Here is a 15,660-nt window from a genome sequence, read left to right on the forward strand (position 1 = left end):
AATAACTACTGTTATTGAAGTGAACCAGGACACAGAGCGGGTTGTCAACGGTCGACGACGTCGGACCGCTCGAGGGCGAGAGTCTTCGGCTAGCGCGGGAGCTGAGCGCCGAACGGGAAGGGCTCGAAGCGCACGGACGTGCGTTCCAGAGTGGCCTCGCATCCGCGGCAGCGCAGCGCCGGGAGCAGCCAGGAGCCACAGTCGGCGTGGCGGAGTTTAGGGCCGAGCGGGAGCGCATCGGGATGCGCGACCTGCGTCCACGCCAGCAGGAACGCGAAGATCGGGAACAGCCCGCGGCCGCGCGGGGTCAGCACGTACTCGCGCCCGCCACCGCGTTCGCTCCGGGTGAGTATCTGCACCTCGGACAGCCTCACCAGGCGCTCGGTGAGCGTCGTCGGCGAGATCTTCAGGATTGACTGGAACTCGCCGAAGCGGCGAACCCCCGACAGCGCCAAGCCCGTGACCAGGGCGCTCCAGCGGTCGCCGATCGCCTCCATGACCTCGGTGAACTGCAGGTCGGCCCGGCTCACCGACGGGGCATTGCGGGTCGATCGCCTTCGTCCGCTCCGTGCCGCGAGGACCAGCGATTCCCGGTCCAGTTCGAGCCGCGCATCCCGCGCGCCGACTGTGCCGTCGCAGTGCCGGCACATCATCGCCGGCGGTCCCCGGTGGCCGCAGTCGATGTGCACCAACTCGGGCTGCAGCAGCCCCTCCGGGGACCATTCGCGCTGCCATGCCCAGACACTGGCCAGGATCTCCCACGTCGCCAGGCCGAGTTCGGTCAGGAGGTAGTCGTGGCGGTCGCCGCCGCTCGGCTGCGGCCGGCGCTCCATCAGACCCGCCTCGACCAGCGCGTTCAGTCGTGCCGTCAGCATGGCCGGCGGCGCGCCGGTTCGGTCGATCCACTGACTGAAGCGGCGCACGTGGTCGACGAAGGCCTCGCGCAGGATCGCAAGGGTCAGCCGGTCGCCGAGTAGGTCGATCGTCTGGGCAACCGGGCTCTGAGGTGCGACGGCCCCGGGTTCGGCCACGTCACCCACCTCCCGGTACTGCCCGCGACGATCGCGTATTGCGGATCGTCTGTTCAGGCCTCCAACACAATAGCGATGCCCTGTCCCACGCCGATGCACGCAGCCGCGACCCCGATGCCCCCGCCGAGCCGGCGGAGATGGCGCAGGCAGTCGACCACCATCCGGGCCGCGGACGCGCCGAGCGGATGCCCCAGGGCGATGGCGCCGCCGAAGGGGTTGACCCGATCGGCCGGGATGCCGGGGAGTTCGTGCAGACAGGACAGGACCACCGCGGCGAACGCCTCGTTGAGCTCCAGCACCCGAACGTCGGCGAGCCCGAGACCCGCGCGGTCGAGGGCCTTCGCGATGGCGGCCACGGGCGCCAGCGCGAACTTGTCGGGCTCGGCGCCGACGACCGCCGAGGCCAGCACGCGGCCGAGCGGTTCGACACCGAGTTCGTCGGCGACGGCTCCGGTCCCGATCAGCGCCGCGACCGCCCCGTCGCTGATCGGAGACGAATTACCGGCGGTGACGCTGCCGCCGCTCGAGAAGGCGGGCCGCAGGGCGGCCAGGGTTGCCGCGTCGGTGTCGCGGATCGGTTCGTCGCGGTCGAGGTTCGGGTGCGACATCACGAAGCTGTCGTGCACGCCGTCCGTCCAGGCCCGGCGCGCCAGTTCGTGGGATCGGAGCGCCCATTCGTCCTGCTCGAGGCGGCCGACACCCAGCTGCTGCGCCACCAACTCGGCCGATCTGCCGAGCGTCTCGACCCAGGCAGCGGGGAATTTGGGGTTCGGCATGCGCCACCCGACGGTGGTGGGGAGCAGCTCCATCGACCGGGGAAACGCGGAGTCCACCGGCGGGAGCACGTACGGCGCACGGCTCATGCTCTCCGAGCCGCCGGCGATCGTGATCTCGGCGTCCCCGACCGCGACACGCCTGACCGCGGACAACACCGCCTCGGCGCCGGAGCCGCACAGCCGGTTGACCGAGACGCCCGGAATCGTGTGCGGAAGTCCCGCGAGCAGCACCGCCATCCGGGCCACGTTGCGGTTGTCCTCGCCGGCGCCGTTGGCATTTCCCCAGACGACGTCGTCGATGCGGCCGGGGTCGAGCGTGGGATGCCTGCGGACCAGGTCCGCGATCGGAAGCGCTGCCAGGTCGTCGGCCCGGACGTGGGAGAGCGCCCCTCGGGCCGCGCCGAACGGGGTCCGGACTGCATCGATCACCCACGGTGCGCGTGGGTCGGATGCGGAAAGGCGTTGGGTCATGGGGACTCCTCCTGTGCGGTCGGGGCGCGGCCCTTGCGGAAATACGCCCGCCGTTGTCTACTTCAATAACTGTAGCGAATGGAAGGAGCCTCATGTCCATAGCCGACGTGATTCGTACCGCGGCCGATCGGTACGGGCCCGCGATCGCGATCGAGGACAGCTGCGGGACTCGAACGTTCACCGAACTGTCCGACCGGGCATACGCACTGGCGGGGGGCCTGCACGACCTCGGCATCGCGGCGGGGAGCCGGGTCGTGGTCCTGCTCGGCAACACCGCCGCCGCGGTCGAGGTCGATCTCGCACTGGCGATCGGCGGATTCGTCCGGGTCTCGCTCAATCCGCGCGTTGGCCCGGTGGACTGGGAACGCGTCGTCCACGACTGTGCACCGGACGCACTGATCGTCGACCCCCGGATCGACGGCGCGGCCGAGTTCGCCGCCCGGACGAGCACACCGACCGTGATCGCCGTCGACGGGACGTCGTCGACCGGGCCGTCGCTCGACGAGCTGGCGGCCGGCGTCGCGCGCCATGTCGGGATGCCCACGCCCGATCCGGATTCGCTGTGCGCGCTGCACTATTCGTCCGGGACCACCGGAGTCCCGAAGGGTGCCCAGCGGACCCACGCGAACCGGCTGGCCTCGCTGGGCGCGATGCGCGACCACGTGCTCGCCGGCACGCTCGACGGGGCCGAGCCGGCGGTGTTCCTGCACGCGGGACCCGTCATTCACACCAGCGGGCTGTTCGTGCTGCCGTTCCTCGAGGCGGGCGGGCGCCAGGTGCTCCTCGATCACATCGGCCCGGCGGGCCTGATCGACGCCGTCGAGGCGCACCGCGCGACGCACACCGCGCTGGTGCCCACGGTCATTGCCCGGCTGCTGGACTTCGACGATGCCCGGTTGTCGGCGATGCGCCGGATGCGCATGCTCGCGTATGCGGGCGCACCGATGCCGGTCGAGCACATCCGGCAGGCCTACCACCGCATCACGCCCAATCTCGTGCAGTACTACGGAATGGTCGAGGCGATCCCGCCCCTCACCGTGCTGACCGCGGATGACCACCGCCGTGGGGTGCTCGAGAACGCCGACCTGCTCGGCTCGGTGGGCCGCGCGTGCCCGGAGGCGGCAATCGCGTTCCGCACCGTCGGCGACACCGTCCCCGACGGGGAGATCGGCGAGCTCGTCGTCGCCGGCCCCGCGGTCAGCCCCGGCTATCACAATGCTTGCACGCGAACGGATCTGGGCAAGAGTCACGTCGACGGCCGCCTGCACTCGGGCGACCTCGGCTACCGGGACCCGGACGGCTACGTCCACCTGACCGGCCGCAGCAAGGACATGATCATCACCGGCGGATACAACGTCTATCCCCGTGAGGTGGAGGAGGCGATCTCCGCGATCCCCGGGGTCGACGATGTCGTCGTCGTCGGGCTGCCCGACGAGGTGTGGGGGCAACGCATCGTCGCCGCGTACACCTCGTCGGCCGACGAGAGGCTCGACGACCGCGTCGTGTTGGCGGAGAGCCGCAGGCGGCTGCCCGACTACAAACGCCCCAAGGCCGCGCACCGCGTCGACCGTCTCCCGTTGACCGCGCTGGGAAAGGTCGATCGGGCGGCGGCCGCCAAGCTGCTCGACACCCTCGTCCGAGCCGCATCGTGAACTCACACAAGCACTTACACCGACAGCACTCGACAGAGGAAAACATCATGACCGACTCGTTCCTGTCCACCCTGCGCCTGCCGGTCGTCGCGGCGCCGATGTTCCTGGTGTCCGGCCCGGAGCTCGTGACCGCCGCCTGCACCGCCGGTGTCGTCGGCTCCTTCCCGACCCAGAACTGCCGCACCGCGGCGGACCTCGACACCTGGATGGGATCGATCACCGATCAGCTCCGCGCCGCCGAGGCCACCGCAGGCCCGGTCGCCCCGTGGGCGGCAAACGTGATCACCCACAGCAGCAACGCCCGGCTCGCTGACGACCTGCGCCTCATCGCCGAGTACAAGCCGCAGATCGTCATCACCGCACTCGGATCCCCGAAGCCCGTGATGGACATCGTCAAGGGATACGGCGGCACGGTGATCGCCGACGTGGTGAACCTGCGCCTCGCGCGCAAGGCCGCAGACGCGGGTGTGGACGGCATGGCCTGCGTGTCGGCGGGCGCCGGTGGGCACACGGGCCACCTGTCGCCCTTCGCGTTCACCTCTGCCGTGCGTGAGTTCTTCGACGGGATGATCATCATCGGCGGCGGCATCAGCGACGGTCACGGTGTCGCGGGTGCGATCACCGCGGGTGCCGACCTGGTCTACATGGGTACCCGGTTCCTGGCGGCCGCGGAGAGCATGGCCGTGGACGGGTACAAGCAGATGGTCGTCGATCACGGGGCCGACGACCTCGTGGTCAGTTCCGCGATCACCGGCACCCCCGCCTCCTGGCTCAAGCCCAGCCTCGTCGCGTGCGGGCTCGATCCCGACAACCTGACGCCGCCGACCGGGGAGAAGAACTACACCGCCGGTACGGAATCGATGAAGCGGTGGAAGGACGTCTGGGCTGCGGGCCAGGGGCTCGCGCCCATCCGCGCCATCGAACCGTTGAGCACGATCGTCGGGACGATCGAGGGGGAGTACGCCTCGGCGCTGCGCCGGGCGAGCCAGTTGAGCGCGCCCGCACTGCGCTGAGTTCGCGGCGAAATCGTACCCGCGTCAGCGGTGGGTCCCCGGGTGGGTCGAACCCCACCCGGGGGCCGTTACTCGGACCGGTCCCGGTGCTCGAGGTCGCCGAGGATCTCCAAGCCCTCCCGGCCGCGCTGTTCCCGGTAGGCGACCCGGCCGACGACATGCGCGATCACCGGCGCGGTGAGGAGGGTGAACACGCCGACCAGCACCAGCATCCAGATGTCGACGTTGCCACGCAGTCGGATCACGGCACCTACCAGCACCAGCACCATCCCGACGACCTGTGGTTTGGCCGCGGCGTGCATGCGCGAGAGCGTGTCGGGGAAGCGGACGATCCCGACCGCCGCCGTCATCGCCAGCAGCGCACCGAGCAGTATCGCGGTCGCGGCCAGGACGTCCCACACGGCGGTCACTGGTCGTCACGCACCCGGAATCGGGCCACGCTGACCGAGCCCACGAAGCCCACCAGCGACAGCGCCACGATCGCGGGCACCACCGTGGTGTCGAGGGTGTAGGCGGCCCACACGGCCAGCCCGCAGGTGGCCGCCGCGACCAGCGTGTCCATCGCGACCAGGCGGTCGAGGGTGGACGGCCCGGCCAGCAGTCGGTAGGTGGTGAGGAGTGCGGCGACGGTCAACATCACCCCGGCGATCACCAACACGATCGTCATGGCCGGTCCTTTCCGCTGGTCGTGGTCCCGTCGGGGCCGTCATGCTCGGGGGGCCCGTCGTCCAGGAGGTCCTGCTCGTGGCGTCCGTCGTCCTCGTCCTGGTCGTGCCAGGTGCTCGGCTGCCAGTCGGAGTCGCGCTCGAACGCTTCGATGAACAGCCGCTCGAGCTGACGCACCGTCCGGTAGAACTGCTCGACGGCCCGGTCGGTACTCACGTCCAGCACGTGCACGTAGACCATCCGCCGGCTCTGGTCGACCTCGAGCACCATGGTGCCCGGGATCAGGTTGAGCAGGTCGATACACAGGGTGAGGACCAGGTCGGACTTGATGGACAGTCGGCACCGCAGCACCCCGGTCAGCGGCGGCGGACCCGGTCGGACGGCCAGCCACGCGACCTGCGCGCTGGACTGTGCGGCGTAGTACACGCCCAGCCCGGCGAGCTTGAGCACCGAGAGCGGACGTACCCGTCCCTCGACCGGTACCCGCGGCAGCGGCAGCAGGAGCATGATCGTCGCGCCCACCGCGAGGCCGCCGAGGACGTTCGCGACGCTGAGGTTGCCCCACAGCAGGATCCAGACCACCGTCAGCCACGCGAGGATGCCGACCTGCATCAGCGCGCCGCGGCTCATCGGGTGCCACCTTCCGGTTGCTCGCCGGGCGGGGAGGTTTCGAGCGCGGTCGCCTGCTCGGCGTATCCGGGGCCGAGCACGGCGTCGATGTAGATCGAGCGGTCCTGCAGGTCCGTGGCCGTCCGGTTGGTGATCTCGATGAACGGCCCGGCGAACACGGTCAGCGACAGCCCCACCGCCACCAGGGCGATGGTCGGGATCAGCATCAGCACCGGCATCTTCCCGACGTCGGCCCGGTCACCGAACGCGATGTCCTCCTCGGACTCGTCGATCAGCGCGGACGGCCCGACGTCGGCGAGGTCGCCCTCCGGTGCGTCGGCGCGGGCCCGCCAGAAGGCCTTCGTCCACACCCGCGCGATGACGTACAGGGTGAGCAGGCTGGTCACCGTGCCGCCGCCGACCAGGATCCAGGACAGGGCGCTCGGGTGGGCGACGCCGGCCTGCAGCAGCGCCACCTTGCCGATGAAACCGGAGAACGGCGGGATCCCGGCCAGGTTCAACGCCGGCACCAGGAAGACGAGCGCAAGCACCGGACTGGCCGCGGCGAGCCCGCCGAGCCGGCGCAGCGAGGCCGAGCCGGCCTGCCGCTCGATCAGGCCCACGACCAGGAACAGGGTGGTCTGCACGATGATGTGGTGCGCCACGTAGTACACGGCCCCGGACAGGCCGTGTTCGGTCGAGAGCGCGATGCCGAACACCATGTAGCCGATGTGGCTGACCAGCGTGAACGACAGCAGCCGCTTGATGTCGGTCTGCGCGATGGCGCCGAGGATGCCGACCAGCATGGTCAGCAGTCCGCAGACCATCAGCACGTTGTCCAGGTCGCCCTGCGGGAACAGCAGGGTCTGCGCCCGGATGATCGCGTACACGCCCACCTTGGTGAGCAGGCCCGCGAACACCGCGGTGACCGGGGCCGGCGCGGTCGGGTAGGAGTCGGGCAGCCAGGTCGACAGCGGGAACACCGCGGCCTTGATGCCGAACGCGACCAGCAGCACCCCGAAGATCGCCATCCGGGTGCCGGTCGGGACGCCGTCGAGCCGGGTGGCCATCTGCGCCAGGTTCAGGGTGCCGGTGGCGGCGTACGCGAAGGCGATGCCCACCAGGAAGATCAGCGACGAGACCATCGAGACCATCACGTACGAGACCCCGGCGCGCACCCGGTCGGCGCTGGCGCCGAGCGTCAGCAGCACGAACGACGCGGCCAGCAGCACCTCGAACCCGACGTACAGGTTGAACAGGTCCCCGGCCAGGAAGGCGTTGCACACGCCCGCGGTCAGGGCCAGGTAGGTGGGCAGGAAGATCGACACCGGTTGGCGTTCGGTGCCGTCGTGCACGCCCTGCCCGGCGGCGAAGCCCATCACGGCGAGCAGCACGATGCTCGAGACCACCAGCATGATCGCGGAGAGCCGGTCCACCACCAGGGTGATGCCGATGGGGGAGTCCCAGCCGCCGACCTGCAGCGCCGAGATGCCGTCGCGGTCGGCCAGGTACAGCAGCAGCACGGAGACGACGAGGACCGCGACCAGCGCGGCCATCGTCACGACGCGTTGGAACCGGGGCCGGCGGCCGCCGATCAGCGTGATCGCGGCGGCGAGCATCGGGATCAGCACCGGCAGCGGGGTGAGCGTCTGGACCAGGTCCGCGGGCAACGTCATCGGCGGTCACCGCCCGGGGTCCGGACCGGGCTGTCGCCGTCGGTGTCGAACTCGTCGAAGTCGCCCTCGCGCAGGTCCTCGTAGACCTCCAGGTCCTCCAGGTTGGTGAGTTGGTCGAGGGGGATGGGGTTGCCCTTGTCGTCGAAGGCGTCGCCGCGGAAGGTGGAGTCGCCGGTGAGCGGGTCGTCGGAGCGGTCGCGGTCGGGGGCCTCGGCCGGGCTGCGGCGCCGGATGACCTTGGTGTCCTCGGGGTCGTTCTCGACGGCGTCCTTGGTGTTGATCTTGTAGGAGCGGTAGGCCAGCGCCATCACGAAGGCGGCGATGCCCATGGTGATGACGATCGCGGTCAGGATCATGCCCTGGGCCAGCGGGTCGGCCATGGTGTCGTAGACGGCGTTGCCGCGGCCGACGATCGGGGCGCTGCCGGGCGGGCCGCCGACCACCAGGATCAACAGGTTGACGCCGTTTCCGAACAGCAGCAGACCCAGCAGCATCCGGGTGATGCTGCGCTCGAGCAGCAGGTACACCCCGCACGCGACGAGCACGCCGACCACCAGGAGCAGTCCGAAGTTCGCGGTCACCGGAAGGTCACCTCCGCGCTGTCGAGTCGCCTCGCGGGCTCCGCTGCGCCCTCGGCGTCCAGTCGGGCGCCGAGACTGCGCAGCACATCGAGCACCAGCCCGACCACGATCAGGTACACGCCGAGGTCGAAGAACAGCGCGGTCACCAGCTTGATGTGGCCGATCAGCGGCAGCGTGACCTCCAGGGTCGCCGAGGACAGCGCGGGCGCGCCGAGGAACAGTGAGGTCAGCGCGGTGCCAGCGGACAGGATCAGGCCCAGGCCCAGGATCTTGCCCGCGTCGATGGGGACGGTCTCGCCGAGTTCGTAGCGACCGCCCGCGAGGTAGCGCAGCACCAGGGCCAGGCCCGCGGTCAGCCCGCCCGCGAAGCCGCCGCCCGGCGCGTTGTGGCCGGAGAAGAAGAAGTACACCGACAGCACCATCATGGTCGGGAAGATCAGCCGGGTGGTGACCTCGAGGACCAGCGAACGGTGCCGCGGGTCGATCAGGTCGCCGCCGCGCAGCCAGGTGGTCTCCGGTCCGGAGCCGGCGTCCGGGTTGGGCGCGTCCGCGACCCGCGGCGCGATGCCGAACCGGCGGTTGCGGAACACCAGCGACGCGACGCCGGTGGCGGCGACCAGCAGCACGCAGATCTCGCCCAGGGTGTCCCAGGCGCGGATGTCCACGAGCAGCACGTTCACCACGTTCTTGCCGTTGCCCAGGTGGTACGCCGCGTCGGGCAGCTGCAGGTAGATCGGCGTGGTGGAGCGGGCGTTCATCGCGAACGCGCCGATCACCGTCACCGTCGCGCCGACCGCGACGCCCAGCAGGGCCCGCGGCAACTTGAACCCGACGGACTGCCGCTCGTCGATCTCGGCGGGCAGTTTGCGCATCACCAGCACGAAGATCACCAGCGTCAGCGTCTCCACCAGGAACTGGGTCAGGGCCAGGTCGGGCGCGCCGTGCAGGGCGAACAGGACGCCGCAGCCGTAGCCGCCGAGGCCGACCAGGATCACGCTGGCGAGCCGGTTGCGCATCACCGTCGCGGTGATCGCGGCGGCGATCATCATCAGCCCGACCGCCAGCTGCAGCGGGGAGTCCCACAGCCGCAGCCGGACGCCGCCGTCGCTGTGCACGGCCAGCAGGATGGTCGGCAGCAGTACCAGGGTGACGAGGATGCTGGCCTGGGTCAGCGGCAGCGAACCGCGCTGGGTGGTGCCGGTCAGCCGGATCGAGAGGGTGTCCATGCCGCGCAGGGTGGCGTCGTACATCCGGTCCGCGTTGCCGAGCAGCGACCGTTCGAAGCGCAGTCGGCTGACCCGGCGGTGCGCCAGGAAGAGGCCGGCGCCGGAGAGGACGATGAGCACGGTCAGCCACAGCGCCTGCCCGAACCCGTGCCACAGCGCCAGGTGGTAGTCGCCGTCCGGACCGGCGGGCAGCGTCGTCGAGTACGGGGTCAACAGCCGGTCCATCAGCGGGGAGGCGAGGCCGGCGGCGAGGCCCGCGACGGCGAGCAGGGCGGGCACCGCCAGGAACAGGGGATCCGCCCGGTGCATGTCCGCGACCGCCGGGCTGGGACGGCGGAGCTGCTTGCGTCCGAACGCGCCCCAGACGAACCGGATGCTGTAGGTGACGGTGAGGATCGACCCGAGCACGATGCCGGTCAGCACCAGGGTCCGCACCGGGGGACTGAGCGCGGTGGTGGTGGCGATCGCGTCGAGCGCGGCCTCCTTGCCGACGAACCCGAGCAGCGGCGGCAGTCCGGCCATGCTGGCGGCGGCCAGCACCGCGATCGCGCAGAGCGCCGGGGCCTGGGCGCCGAGCCGCGCGAGCTTGCGCAGGTCGCGGGTCCCGGTGGTGTGGTCGATGACGCCGACCACCATGAACAGCGCCGCCTTGAACATCGCGTGCGCGACCACCATGGTCATGCCGGCCAGGGCGGCGTCCCGGCTGCCCGTGCCCACCAGAACCATCAGGAATCCGAGTTGGCTGACGGTGCCGAAGGCCAGGATCAGTTTCAGGTCGAACGCGCGCAACGCGCGCCAGCCGCCGAGGAGCATCGACGCCAGGCCGAGCGTGATGATCGTGACCCGCCAGGGGGTGGTGTCGGCGAAGCCCGGCGCCAGCCGCGCGACCAGGTAGATGCCTGCCTTGACCATCGCCGCGGCGTGCAGGTACGCGCTGACCGGGGTGGGCGCGGCCATCGCGCCGGGCAGCCAGAAGTGCATCGGGACGATGGCCGACTTGGACAGTGCGCCCACCAGGACCAGCACCACCGCGACGCTGGTCAGCCAACCGGTCGGCGGGTTCGCCAGCAGCACGGACAGCTGGTAGCTGCCGCCGACCTGACCCAGGATGATGAACCCGACCAGCATCGCGAGGCCGCCCGCGGCGGTCACGAGCAGTGCCTGGGTGGCGGCGCGGCGACTCGACGCGCGTTCCGCGTAGTGGCCGACCAGCAGGAACGAGAGCACCGTCGTCAGTTCCCAGAAGGTGTAGAGGATCAGCATGTTGTCGCTGGTGACCAGCCCGAACATGGCGCCCGCGAACGCGACCATCTCGGCGGCGAAGATGCCCAGACGTGGTTCGTCGTCGGTGAAGTACCGGGAGCAGTAGACCAGGACCAGGGCGCCGATCCCGAGCACCAGCGCCGCCATGATCGCGGCCAGGGAGTCGAAGCGCATGTCGATGTCCATCGACAACCCGGGCGCCCACTGGATGTGCAGCGACTGCTCGGTGCCCCAGTTCCGGACCACCCAGACCAGGCTTGCCAGCGGCACCAGCGACAGCGGCAGGAAGGCGTTTCGCCCCATTGCTCGCACGACAAGCGGCGCCAGAACGGCGGCGACTGCATGGGCGAACAAGATAGCGAGCAAAAGGCACTCCGTCGTGTCTGCGTGCGGGGGCGGCGGGGTGTCGATACGCCCAGGAGTATCCGGGCGATCGGAGTCCAGTTTAGGGGATGGCCGGTCGTCGCTCGCAGGCGCATCGCCGCGACATTCGGGCGGTACCGTGTGGAAATGGCCGAGATCAGGACCGTCGCACTTGCCCACATCAGGGATCGCCGGATGCTGCAGGCGCGGTCGTCCGGCAAGACCGCCTTCTACATGGCGGGCGGGAAGATCGACCCCGGGGAGAGCCCGGAACAGGCCCTGCACAGGGAGATTCGCGAGGAACTCGATGCGGGCATCGTGGTGGGCACGCTCGAGGAACTGGGGGTCTTCGAGGCCGAGGCGTTCGGGCACCCGCCCGGTACCCGGCTGCACATGACCTGTTACCTCGCGGACCTGACCGACGAGCCCGCCGCGACGAGTGAGATCGCGGAACTGCGGTACTTCACCACCGACGAGTACGCGGCGATGCCGGAGTCGGCGCCGGGGTCGCGACTGGTGTTCGAGCGGTTGCGGTCGCTGGGTCTGGTGGACTGAGCGGCTGGGCGAGCGGAGCGGCGGGGGATGTCTCGGCGAGCGGAGCGGCGGGGGATGTCTCGGCGAGCGGAGCGACGGGAGTCACGATGATCTTCACCGCGGCGGCACTCGACGGCATCGTGTCCGGCACGGTGACGCTCGCCTTCCGGCGGTGGGAACGGCCACGGGTGCGGGCCGGGTCGAGCCAGCGGACGGCGATCGGGGTCGTCGCGTTCGACGCGGTGGAACCGGTCGACGCGGCCACGGTGTCCGATGCGGACGCGGTGGCGGCCGGGTTCGAGTCCGCCGAGCGGCTGCTCGTGTTCGTGGACAAGAAGGCGCACGGCCCCGTGCTGTACCGGATCGCGCTGCGCTTCGACGGCGCCGACCCGAGACTCGCGCTGCGTGAGGACGACGCGTTGTCGGAGGCGGACGTCGCGGACCTGCGGCGCCGGCTCGACCGGATGGACGCGCACGGCCCGTGGACCGAGGCGACGCTGAGGCTGATCGCGGACCGGCCCGCGGTGGTCTCGACCGAGCTGGCCCCTGCACTGGGGATGGAGCGGGCGCCGTTCAAGCAGCGGGTCCGCCGACTCAAGGAGCTGGGTCTGACCGAGAGCCTGGAGGTGGGGTACCGGCTGAGCCCACGTGGCCGGGCCCTGCTGGCGCGGCTCGGTACCTGATTCGCCCTGCCGACACCCTTTCCGGGGGGTGGTTTTCGAGGATGAACCCACCCAGGGTGTCCCGGCGTTCAGCTCTTCGAGATGCGGTGCTGGGGCTGGGTGCCGCCGCGCTGGGTCCGATGACCCTGGGGCAGGCCGCCGTTGGCGCCGCGCCGTCCGGCGGGAAGCTGAGGCGTTGCCAGCGAGGCCGTCGCGGCCGAAGATGGATCCAGGGAGGACGACACGCGGCGCAACGGCCGCGGAGTTCGCGGTGCGGGGGCCGAAGGGGTGGGCGCATGATGCGCAGAACGGTCGGATCGGCAGGCGTACCCGAGCGCGCGGCGGCGCTGGTGGTGTTCGTGGCGGCGTTCGTCGGGGGCGCGGTGGTCGCGAACCGACTGGCGGGCAAACCGGTGCCGTTCCTGCGCTGGTCGGTGCTCCGCTTCCTGCTCGGCTCGCGTCGACTGATCCGCGAGGGACAGGTCGGTGACGGCCGCGAGGAGGCGTTGGCGCGGCGGGTCGCCGAGGTGGCTCGGCCCGGTGACCTGGACGGGGTCATCGAGGTGATCGACGACTTTGCCCGGCACACGAGCTTCCTGATGAACGTCGGCGACGAGAAGGGGCTGCTGCTCGACGACGCGATCAGCCGGGCCCGGCCGTTGCGACTGCTCGAGCTGGGAACCTACTGCGGCTACAGTGCGCTGCGTACGGCCCGGGTGATGCCGCCCGGCGCCCGGCTCTACTCGGTGGAGTCCAGCCCTGCGAATGCCGCTGTCGCGCAGCGCATCTGGGAAGTGGCGGGGGTGGCCGACCGGATCACCTCGGTGGTGGGGTCCCTCGGCGACGGCGGCGCCACCATGGACCGGCTGGCGTCCGAGCATGGATTCTCCTCCGGCAGTGTGGATTTCGTCTTCCTGGATCATGCCAAGGAGGCCTACCTGACGGACCTGCTGCGGATCGAGGGCGCGGGCTGGCTGCACCCGGGGTCGGTGGTGGTGGCCGACAACGTGGTGATGCCCGGCGCGCCCGACTACCTGGCCTACATGCGGGGCGAGGAGGGGCGCAAGTGGCGGACCGTCGAGCATCGCACGCACGTCGAGTACCAGAAGCTGCTACCGGACCTGGTGCTCGAGTCGACGTTGCTCGGTGTGGCTCGACCCTGAACTCGCACCGATCAGGATGCCTGCCGGGGTTGTCGACGGGTGGCCCTGGTCAGGTGGGCGCGCAGGGCATCGGCAACGACGTCGGGGTTCTCGAGCATCGGAATGTGGCCGACGGCCGGCAGGGTGACCTCTTCGACGTGGTCGGGCAGTTCGTCGATCAGTCGCTGCATGCACTCGGCACGGGTGGTGAAGGTGTCGAACTCGGACAGCATCAGCGATGTCGGCGCGGTGACGAGGTGGAGCCCCGTGAGCGGTCCGTCGCGCAGGAACGCCAATTGGATCGGCAGGTAGACGGGGCAGTGCGACGCCGCGCGGACCACGTTCGCTGCGTCGTCGGGGTCGACGGCGGCCATGTCCCTGCTGCAGTTTCGGATGATCGGGCGTTGAAATATCTCGCGCGTTGCGGCTCGATCGCCGAGAACTCGGGCAGCGGCAGCGAGGGGGAACTGTGCGGTGAATCCCAATCCGAGTCGAAACTCGGTGTGGGAAAACCGTTTCCAACCTCCACCAGGGTTGATCGCAGCGAGGGATTTCGCCCGGCCGCGGCGCTCGAGTTCGAATCCGACCTGGCCGCCCAGTGAGTTTCCTGCGATGTGGCAGGTGCTCCAGCCGACCCTGTCGAGTTCACGTTCGATTCCGTCGGCGATCCCGCGGACCCCGAGGTCGCGCAGCCGTAGCCGAGGGCCACCCCAGTGGCCGGGCATGGTCATTGCGAGAACGTCGTAGTCGGTCGAGAGGTTGTCCACGACGGCGTGCCATACGTGGTGCGACAAGGTGAATCCGTGCAGCAGCAGCACGGGCTCACCTGATCCGGCTCGGTTCACATATGTCATCAAGTTCCCCTTCCGCCTCTTTGCTACTCAGTAGTAACAAAGGTGGGCCGAGGTGTCCAGGGCTGGAGGGCGAGTTGCTCGAGGCGGTTGTCGGCGTCGCGATCGTTGGGCGCCTTGGTGTCGGGGTCAGATCAGGCGAGATCACACACCTTCTACACGCTTAACCAGGCAAAACATCATTGTGATCGAATGCGTGTACGAGTAGAATTCGATGTATGAAACTCGACGCCATGCTCACCGACCCCGCCGGGGTCGAGGCATGGCGACTCGACGAAACCGAGATACTCGCGGCGGTGCCGGAGCTGGTTCAGGACATGCGCAGGCGCGACGCGCTCCTCGTCCGACTCGTCCGTGAGGCAGACCATCCCCCGCAAGCGGGAGGTGCCCCCAGATGCCTGCCCGAACACGCCGGTGCCGCGGACACCACCTCCTGGCTCGCCGGCGCCACCCGGATGCACCGAGCCCACGCCTCGCAGATCGTCCGCCTCTCCCGAGAACTCCCCCTGCACCCACAGGTGGCCGACGTCCTGAACGAGGGACGGATCGAACTCGGCCACGTGCAGGTGATCGTCAACTTCCTGGACCGCCTCGCGAAACTCATCCGCGACTTCGACATCGAACCCGCCGAAACGGACTGGGGGCACCCCGACCCCAACAGCGGCCGTGCCGCCGACTGCGAGGCCTACCTGCTCATCGCCGCCCGCGTCGAGGACCCCACACAGTTGCGCAAGCGGGCCCGCGAGATGGAGATCCTGTTCGAGCGCGACAATGACCTGCCGTCCGACGCAGAGAACCCGGAACTCAACGAGTTTCACGCCAGCGCCACCCTCGGCGGTCGGGTGCTCGTGAAGGGCAGCTTCGACGCCGAGTCCGGCGAGGCCCTCCAGACCGCCCTCTCCGGACTGTCGAAGCCGCACCCCAGCACCGACAACGACGGCCACCCGATCCGGGACGACCGCTCCGCCGCCAAGCGCCGCGCCGACGCCCTCGAACAGATCATCCGCGGACACCTCGACAACGCTCGTGGCCCGATGGAAGGTGGGGAACGCCCGCACGTCACGGTCACCATCGACGTCGACGCACTCAAGGACGCGGTGGCGGCGACGGCGCCCACCCCCGCGACCGGTGCCTGGGTGGGGAA

General features: G+C 70.0%; 15 protein-coding genes. 6 read left to right on the top strand and 9 right to left on the bottom strand.

Annotation, left to right across the window (positions count from 1 at the left end; all coding sequences use genetic code 11):
- Positions 1-89 precede the first annotated feature (89 nt).
- Together AC1DWC_RS02955 and AC1DWC_RS02960 are read right to left on the bottom strand one after the other, a co-directional pair.
- Positions 90-1,031 (bottom strand): winged helix-turn-helix transcriptional regulator, encoded by a 942-nt coding sequence (locus tag AC1DWC_RS02955; protein ID WP_477905998.1) that lies wholly within the window; start codon positions 1,029-1,031, stop codon positions 90-92.
- Between the two features lie 53 nt (positions 1,032-1,084).
- Complete coding sequence (locus AC1DWC_RS02960; protein WP_477906000.1) at positions 1,085-2,278, bottom strand: thiolase family protein; 1,194 nt, start codon at positions 2,276-2,278, stop codon at positions 1,085-1,087.
- Positions 2,279-2,370: 92 nt separating this feature from the next.
- Between AC1DWC_RS02960 and AC1DWC_RS02965 the strand changes: the two genes are divergently transcribed.
- Positions 2,371-3,930: a class I adenylate-forming enzyme family protein gene (locus tag AC1DWC_RS02965; RefSeq protein WP_477906002.1), complete on the top strand. Its 1,560-nt coding sequence runs from the start codon at positions 2,371-2,373 to the stop codon at positions 3,928-3,930.
- Between the two features lie 47 nt (positions 3,931-3,977).
- Positions 3,978-4,943, top strand: coding sequence for an NAD(P)H-dependent flavin oxidoreductase (locus AC1DWC_RS02970; RefSeq protein ID WP_477906004.1), 966 nt, complete (start codon positions 3,978-3,980; stop codon positions 4,941-4,943).
- A 68-nt stretch (positions 4,944-5,011) separates the two neighbouring features.
- On the opposite strand, the gene mnhG is transcribed toward AC1DWC_RS02970, so the two are convergent.
- The 6 genes from mnhG to AC1DWC_RS03000 are packed head-to-tail and all read right to left on the bottom strand — an operon-like array spanning position 5,012 to position 11,330.
- Positions 5,012-5,353 carry a monovalent cation/H(+) antiporter subunit G gene (mnhG, locus tag AC1DWC_RS02975; RefSeq protein ID WP_477906006.1) on the bottom strand — a complete coding sequence of 114 codons (342 nt, stop codon included), beginning with the start codon at positions 5,351-5,353 and terminating at the stop codon, positions 5,012-5,014.
- On the bottom strand, positions 5,350-5,610 hold the full coding sequence (locus AC1DWC_RS02980) for a monovalent cation/H+ antiporter complex subunit F (protein ID WP_072846203.1): 261 nt from the start codon (positions 5,608-5,610) through the stop codon (positions 5,350-5,352). The genes mnhG and AC1DWC_RS02980 overlap by 4 nt, the downstream gene beginning before the upstream one ends.
- Positions 5,607-6,239 carry a Na+/H+ antiporter subunit E gene (locus AC1DWC_RS02985; RefSeq protein ID WP_083577464.1) on the bottom strand — a complete coding sequence of 211 codons (633 nt, stop codon included), beginning with the start codon at positions 6,237-6,239 and terminating at the stop codon, positions 5,607-5,609. Before AC1DWC_RS02985 ends, AC1DWC_RS02980 begins: the two co-directional genes overlap by 4 nt.
- A complete protein-coding gene (locus AC1DWC_RS02990; RefSeq protein ID WP_477906008.1) occupies positions 6,236-7,894 on the bottom strand; it encodes a Na+/H+ antiporter subunit D in 1,659 nt (552 codons plus the stop codon). Before AC1DWC_RS02990 ends, AC1DWC_RS02985 begins: the two co-directional genes overlap by 4 nt.
- The gene (locus tag AC1DWC_RS02995) at positions 7,891-8,475 is read right to left on the bottom strand and encodes a Na(+)/H(+) antiporter subunit C (RefSeq protein WP_477840461.1); all 585 of its coding nucleotides are present in this window, start codon (positions 8,473-8,475) and stop codon (positions 7,891-7,893) included. The genes AC1DWC_RS02990 and AC1DWC_RS02995 overlap by 4 nt, the downstream gene beginning before the upstream one ends.
- Entirely contained in the window at positions 8,472-11,330 is a 2,859-nt protein-coding gene (locus AC1DWC_RS03000; protein WP_477906010.1) for a Na+/H+ antiporter subunit A, read from the bottom strand. Before AC1DWC_RS03000 ends, AC1DWC_RS02995 begins: the two co-directional genes overlap by 4 nt.
- Positions 11,331-11,474: 144 nt before the next feature.
- On the opposite strand from AC1DWC_RS03000, the gene AC1DWC_RS03005 reads away from it, so the two are divergent.
- The 3 genes from AC1DWC_RS03005 (at position 11,475) to AC1DWC_RS03015 (ending at position 13,686) form a co-directional block, all read left to right on the top strand.
- Positions 11,475-11,882, top strand: a complete 408-nt coding sequence (locus tag AC1DWC_RS03005) for an NUDIX hydrolase (RefSeq protein ID WP_477906012.1) — start codon at positions 11,475-11,477, stop codon at positions 11,880-11,882.
- An 86-nt stretch (positions 11,883-11,968) separates the two neighbouring features.
- Positions 11,969-12,544: a hypothetical protein gene (locus AC1DWC_RS03010; protein ID WP_477840467.1), complete on the top strand. Its 576-nt coding sequence runs from the start codon at positions 11,969-11,971 to the stop codon at positions 12,542-12,544.
- 275 nt (positions 12,545-12,819) lie between these two features.
- A complete protein-coding gene (locus AC1DWC_RS03015) occupies positions 12,820-13,686 on the top strand; it encodes an O-methyltransferase (RefSeq protein WP_477906014.1) in 867 nt (288 codons plus the stop codon).
- An 11-nt stretch (positions 13,687-13,697) separates the two neighbouring features.
- Here AC1DWC_RS03015 and AC1DWC_RS03020 read toward each other — a convergent pair whose 3' ends face one another.
- Positions 13,698-14,519 carry an alpha/beta fold hydrolase gene (locus AC1DWC_RS03020; RefSeq protein WP_477906016.1) on the bottom strand — a complete coding sequence of 274 codons (822 nt, stop codon included), beginning with the start codon at positions 14,517-14,519 and terminating at the stop codon, positions 13,698-13,700.
- Positions 14,520-14,734: 215 nt separating this feature from the next.
- On the opposite strand from AC1DWC_RS03020, the gene AC1DWC_RS03025 reads away from it, so the two are divergent.
- On the top strand, positions 14,735-15,660 hold a 926-nt coding region (locus tag AC1DWC_RS03025), incomplete at its 3' end, for a DUF222 domain-containing protein (RefSeq protein ID WP_477906018.1).

Source organism: Rhodococcus sp. P4_C10 (genome assembly GCF_056402135.1).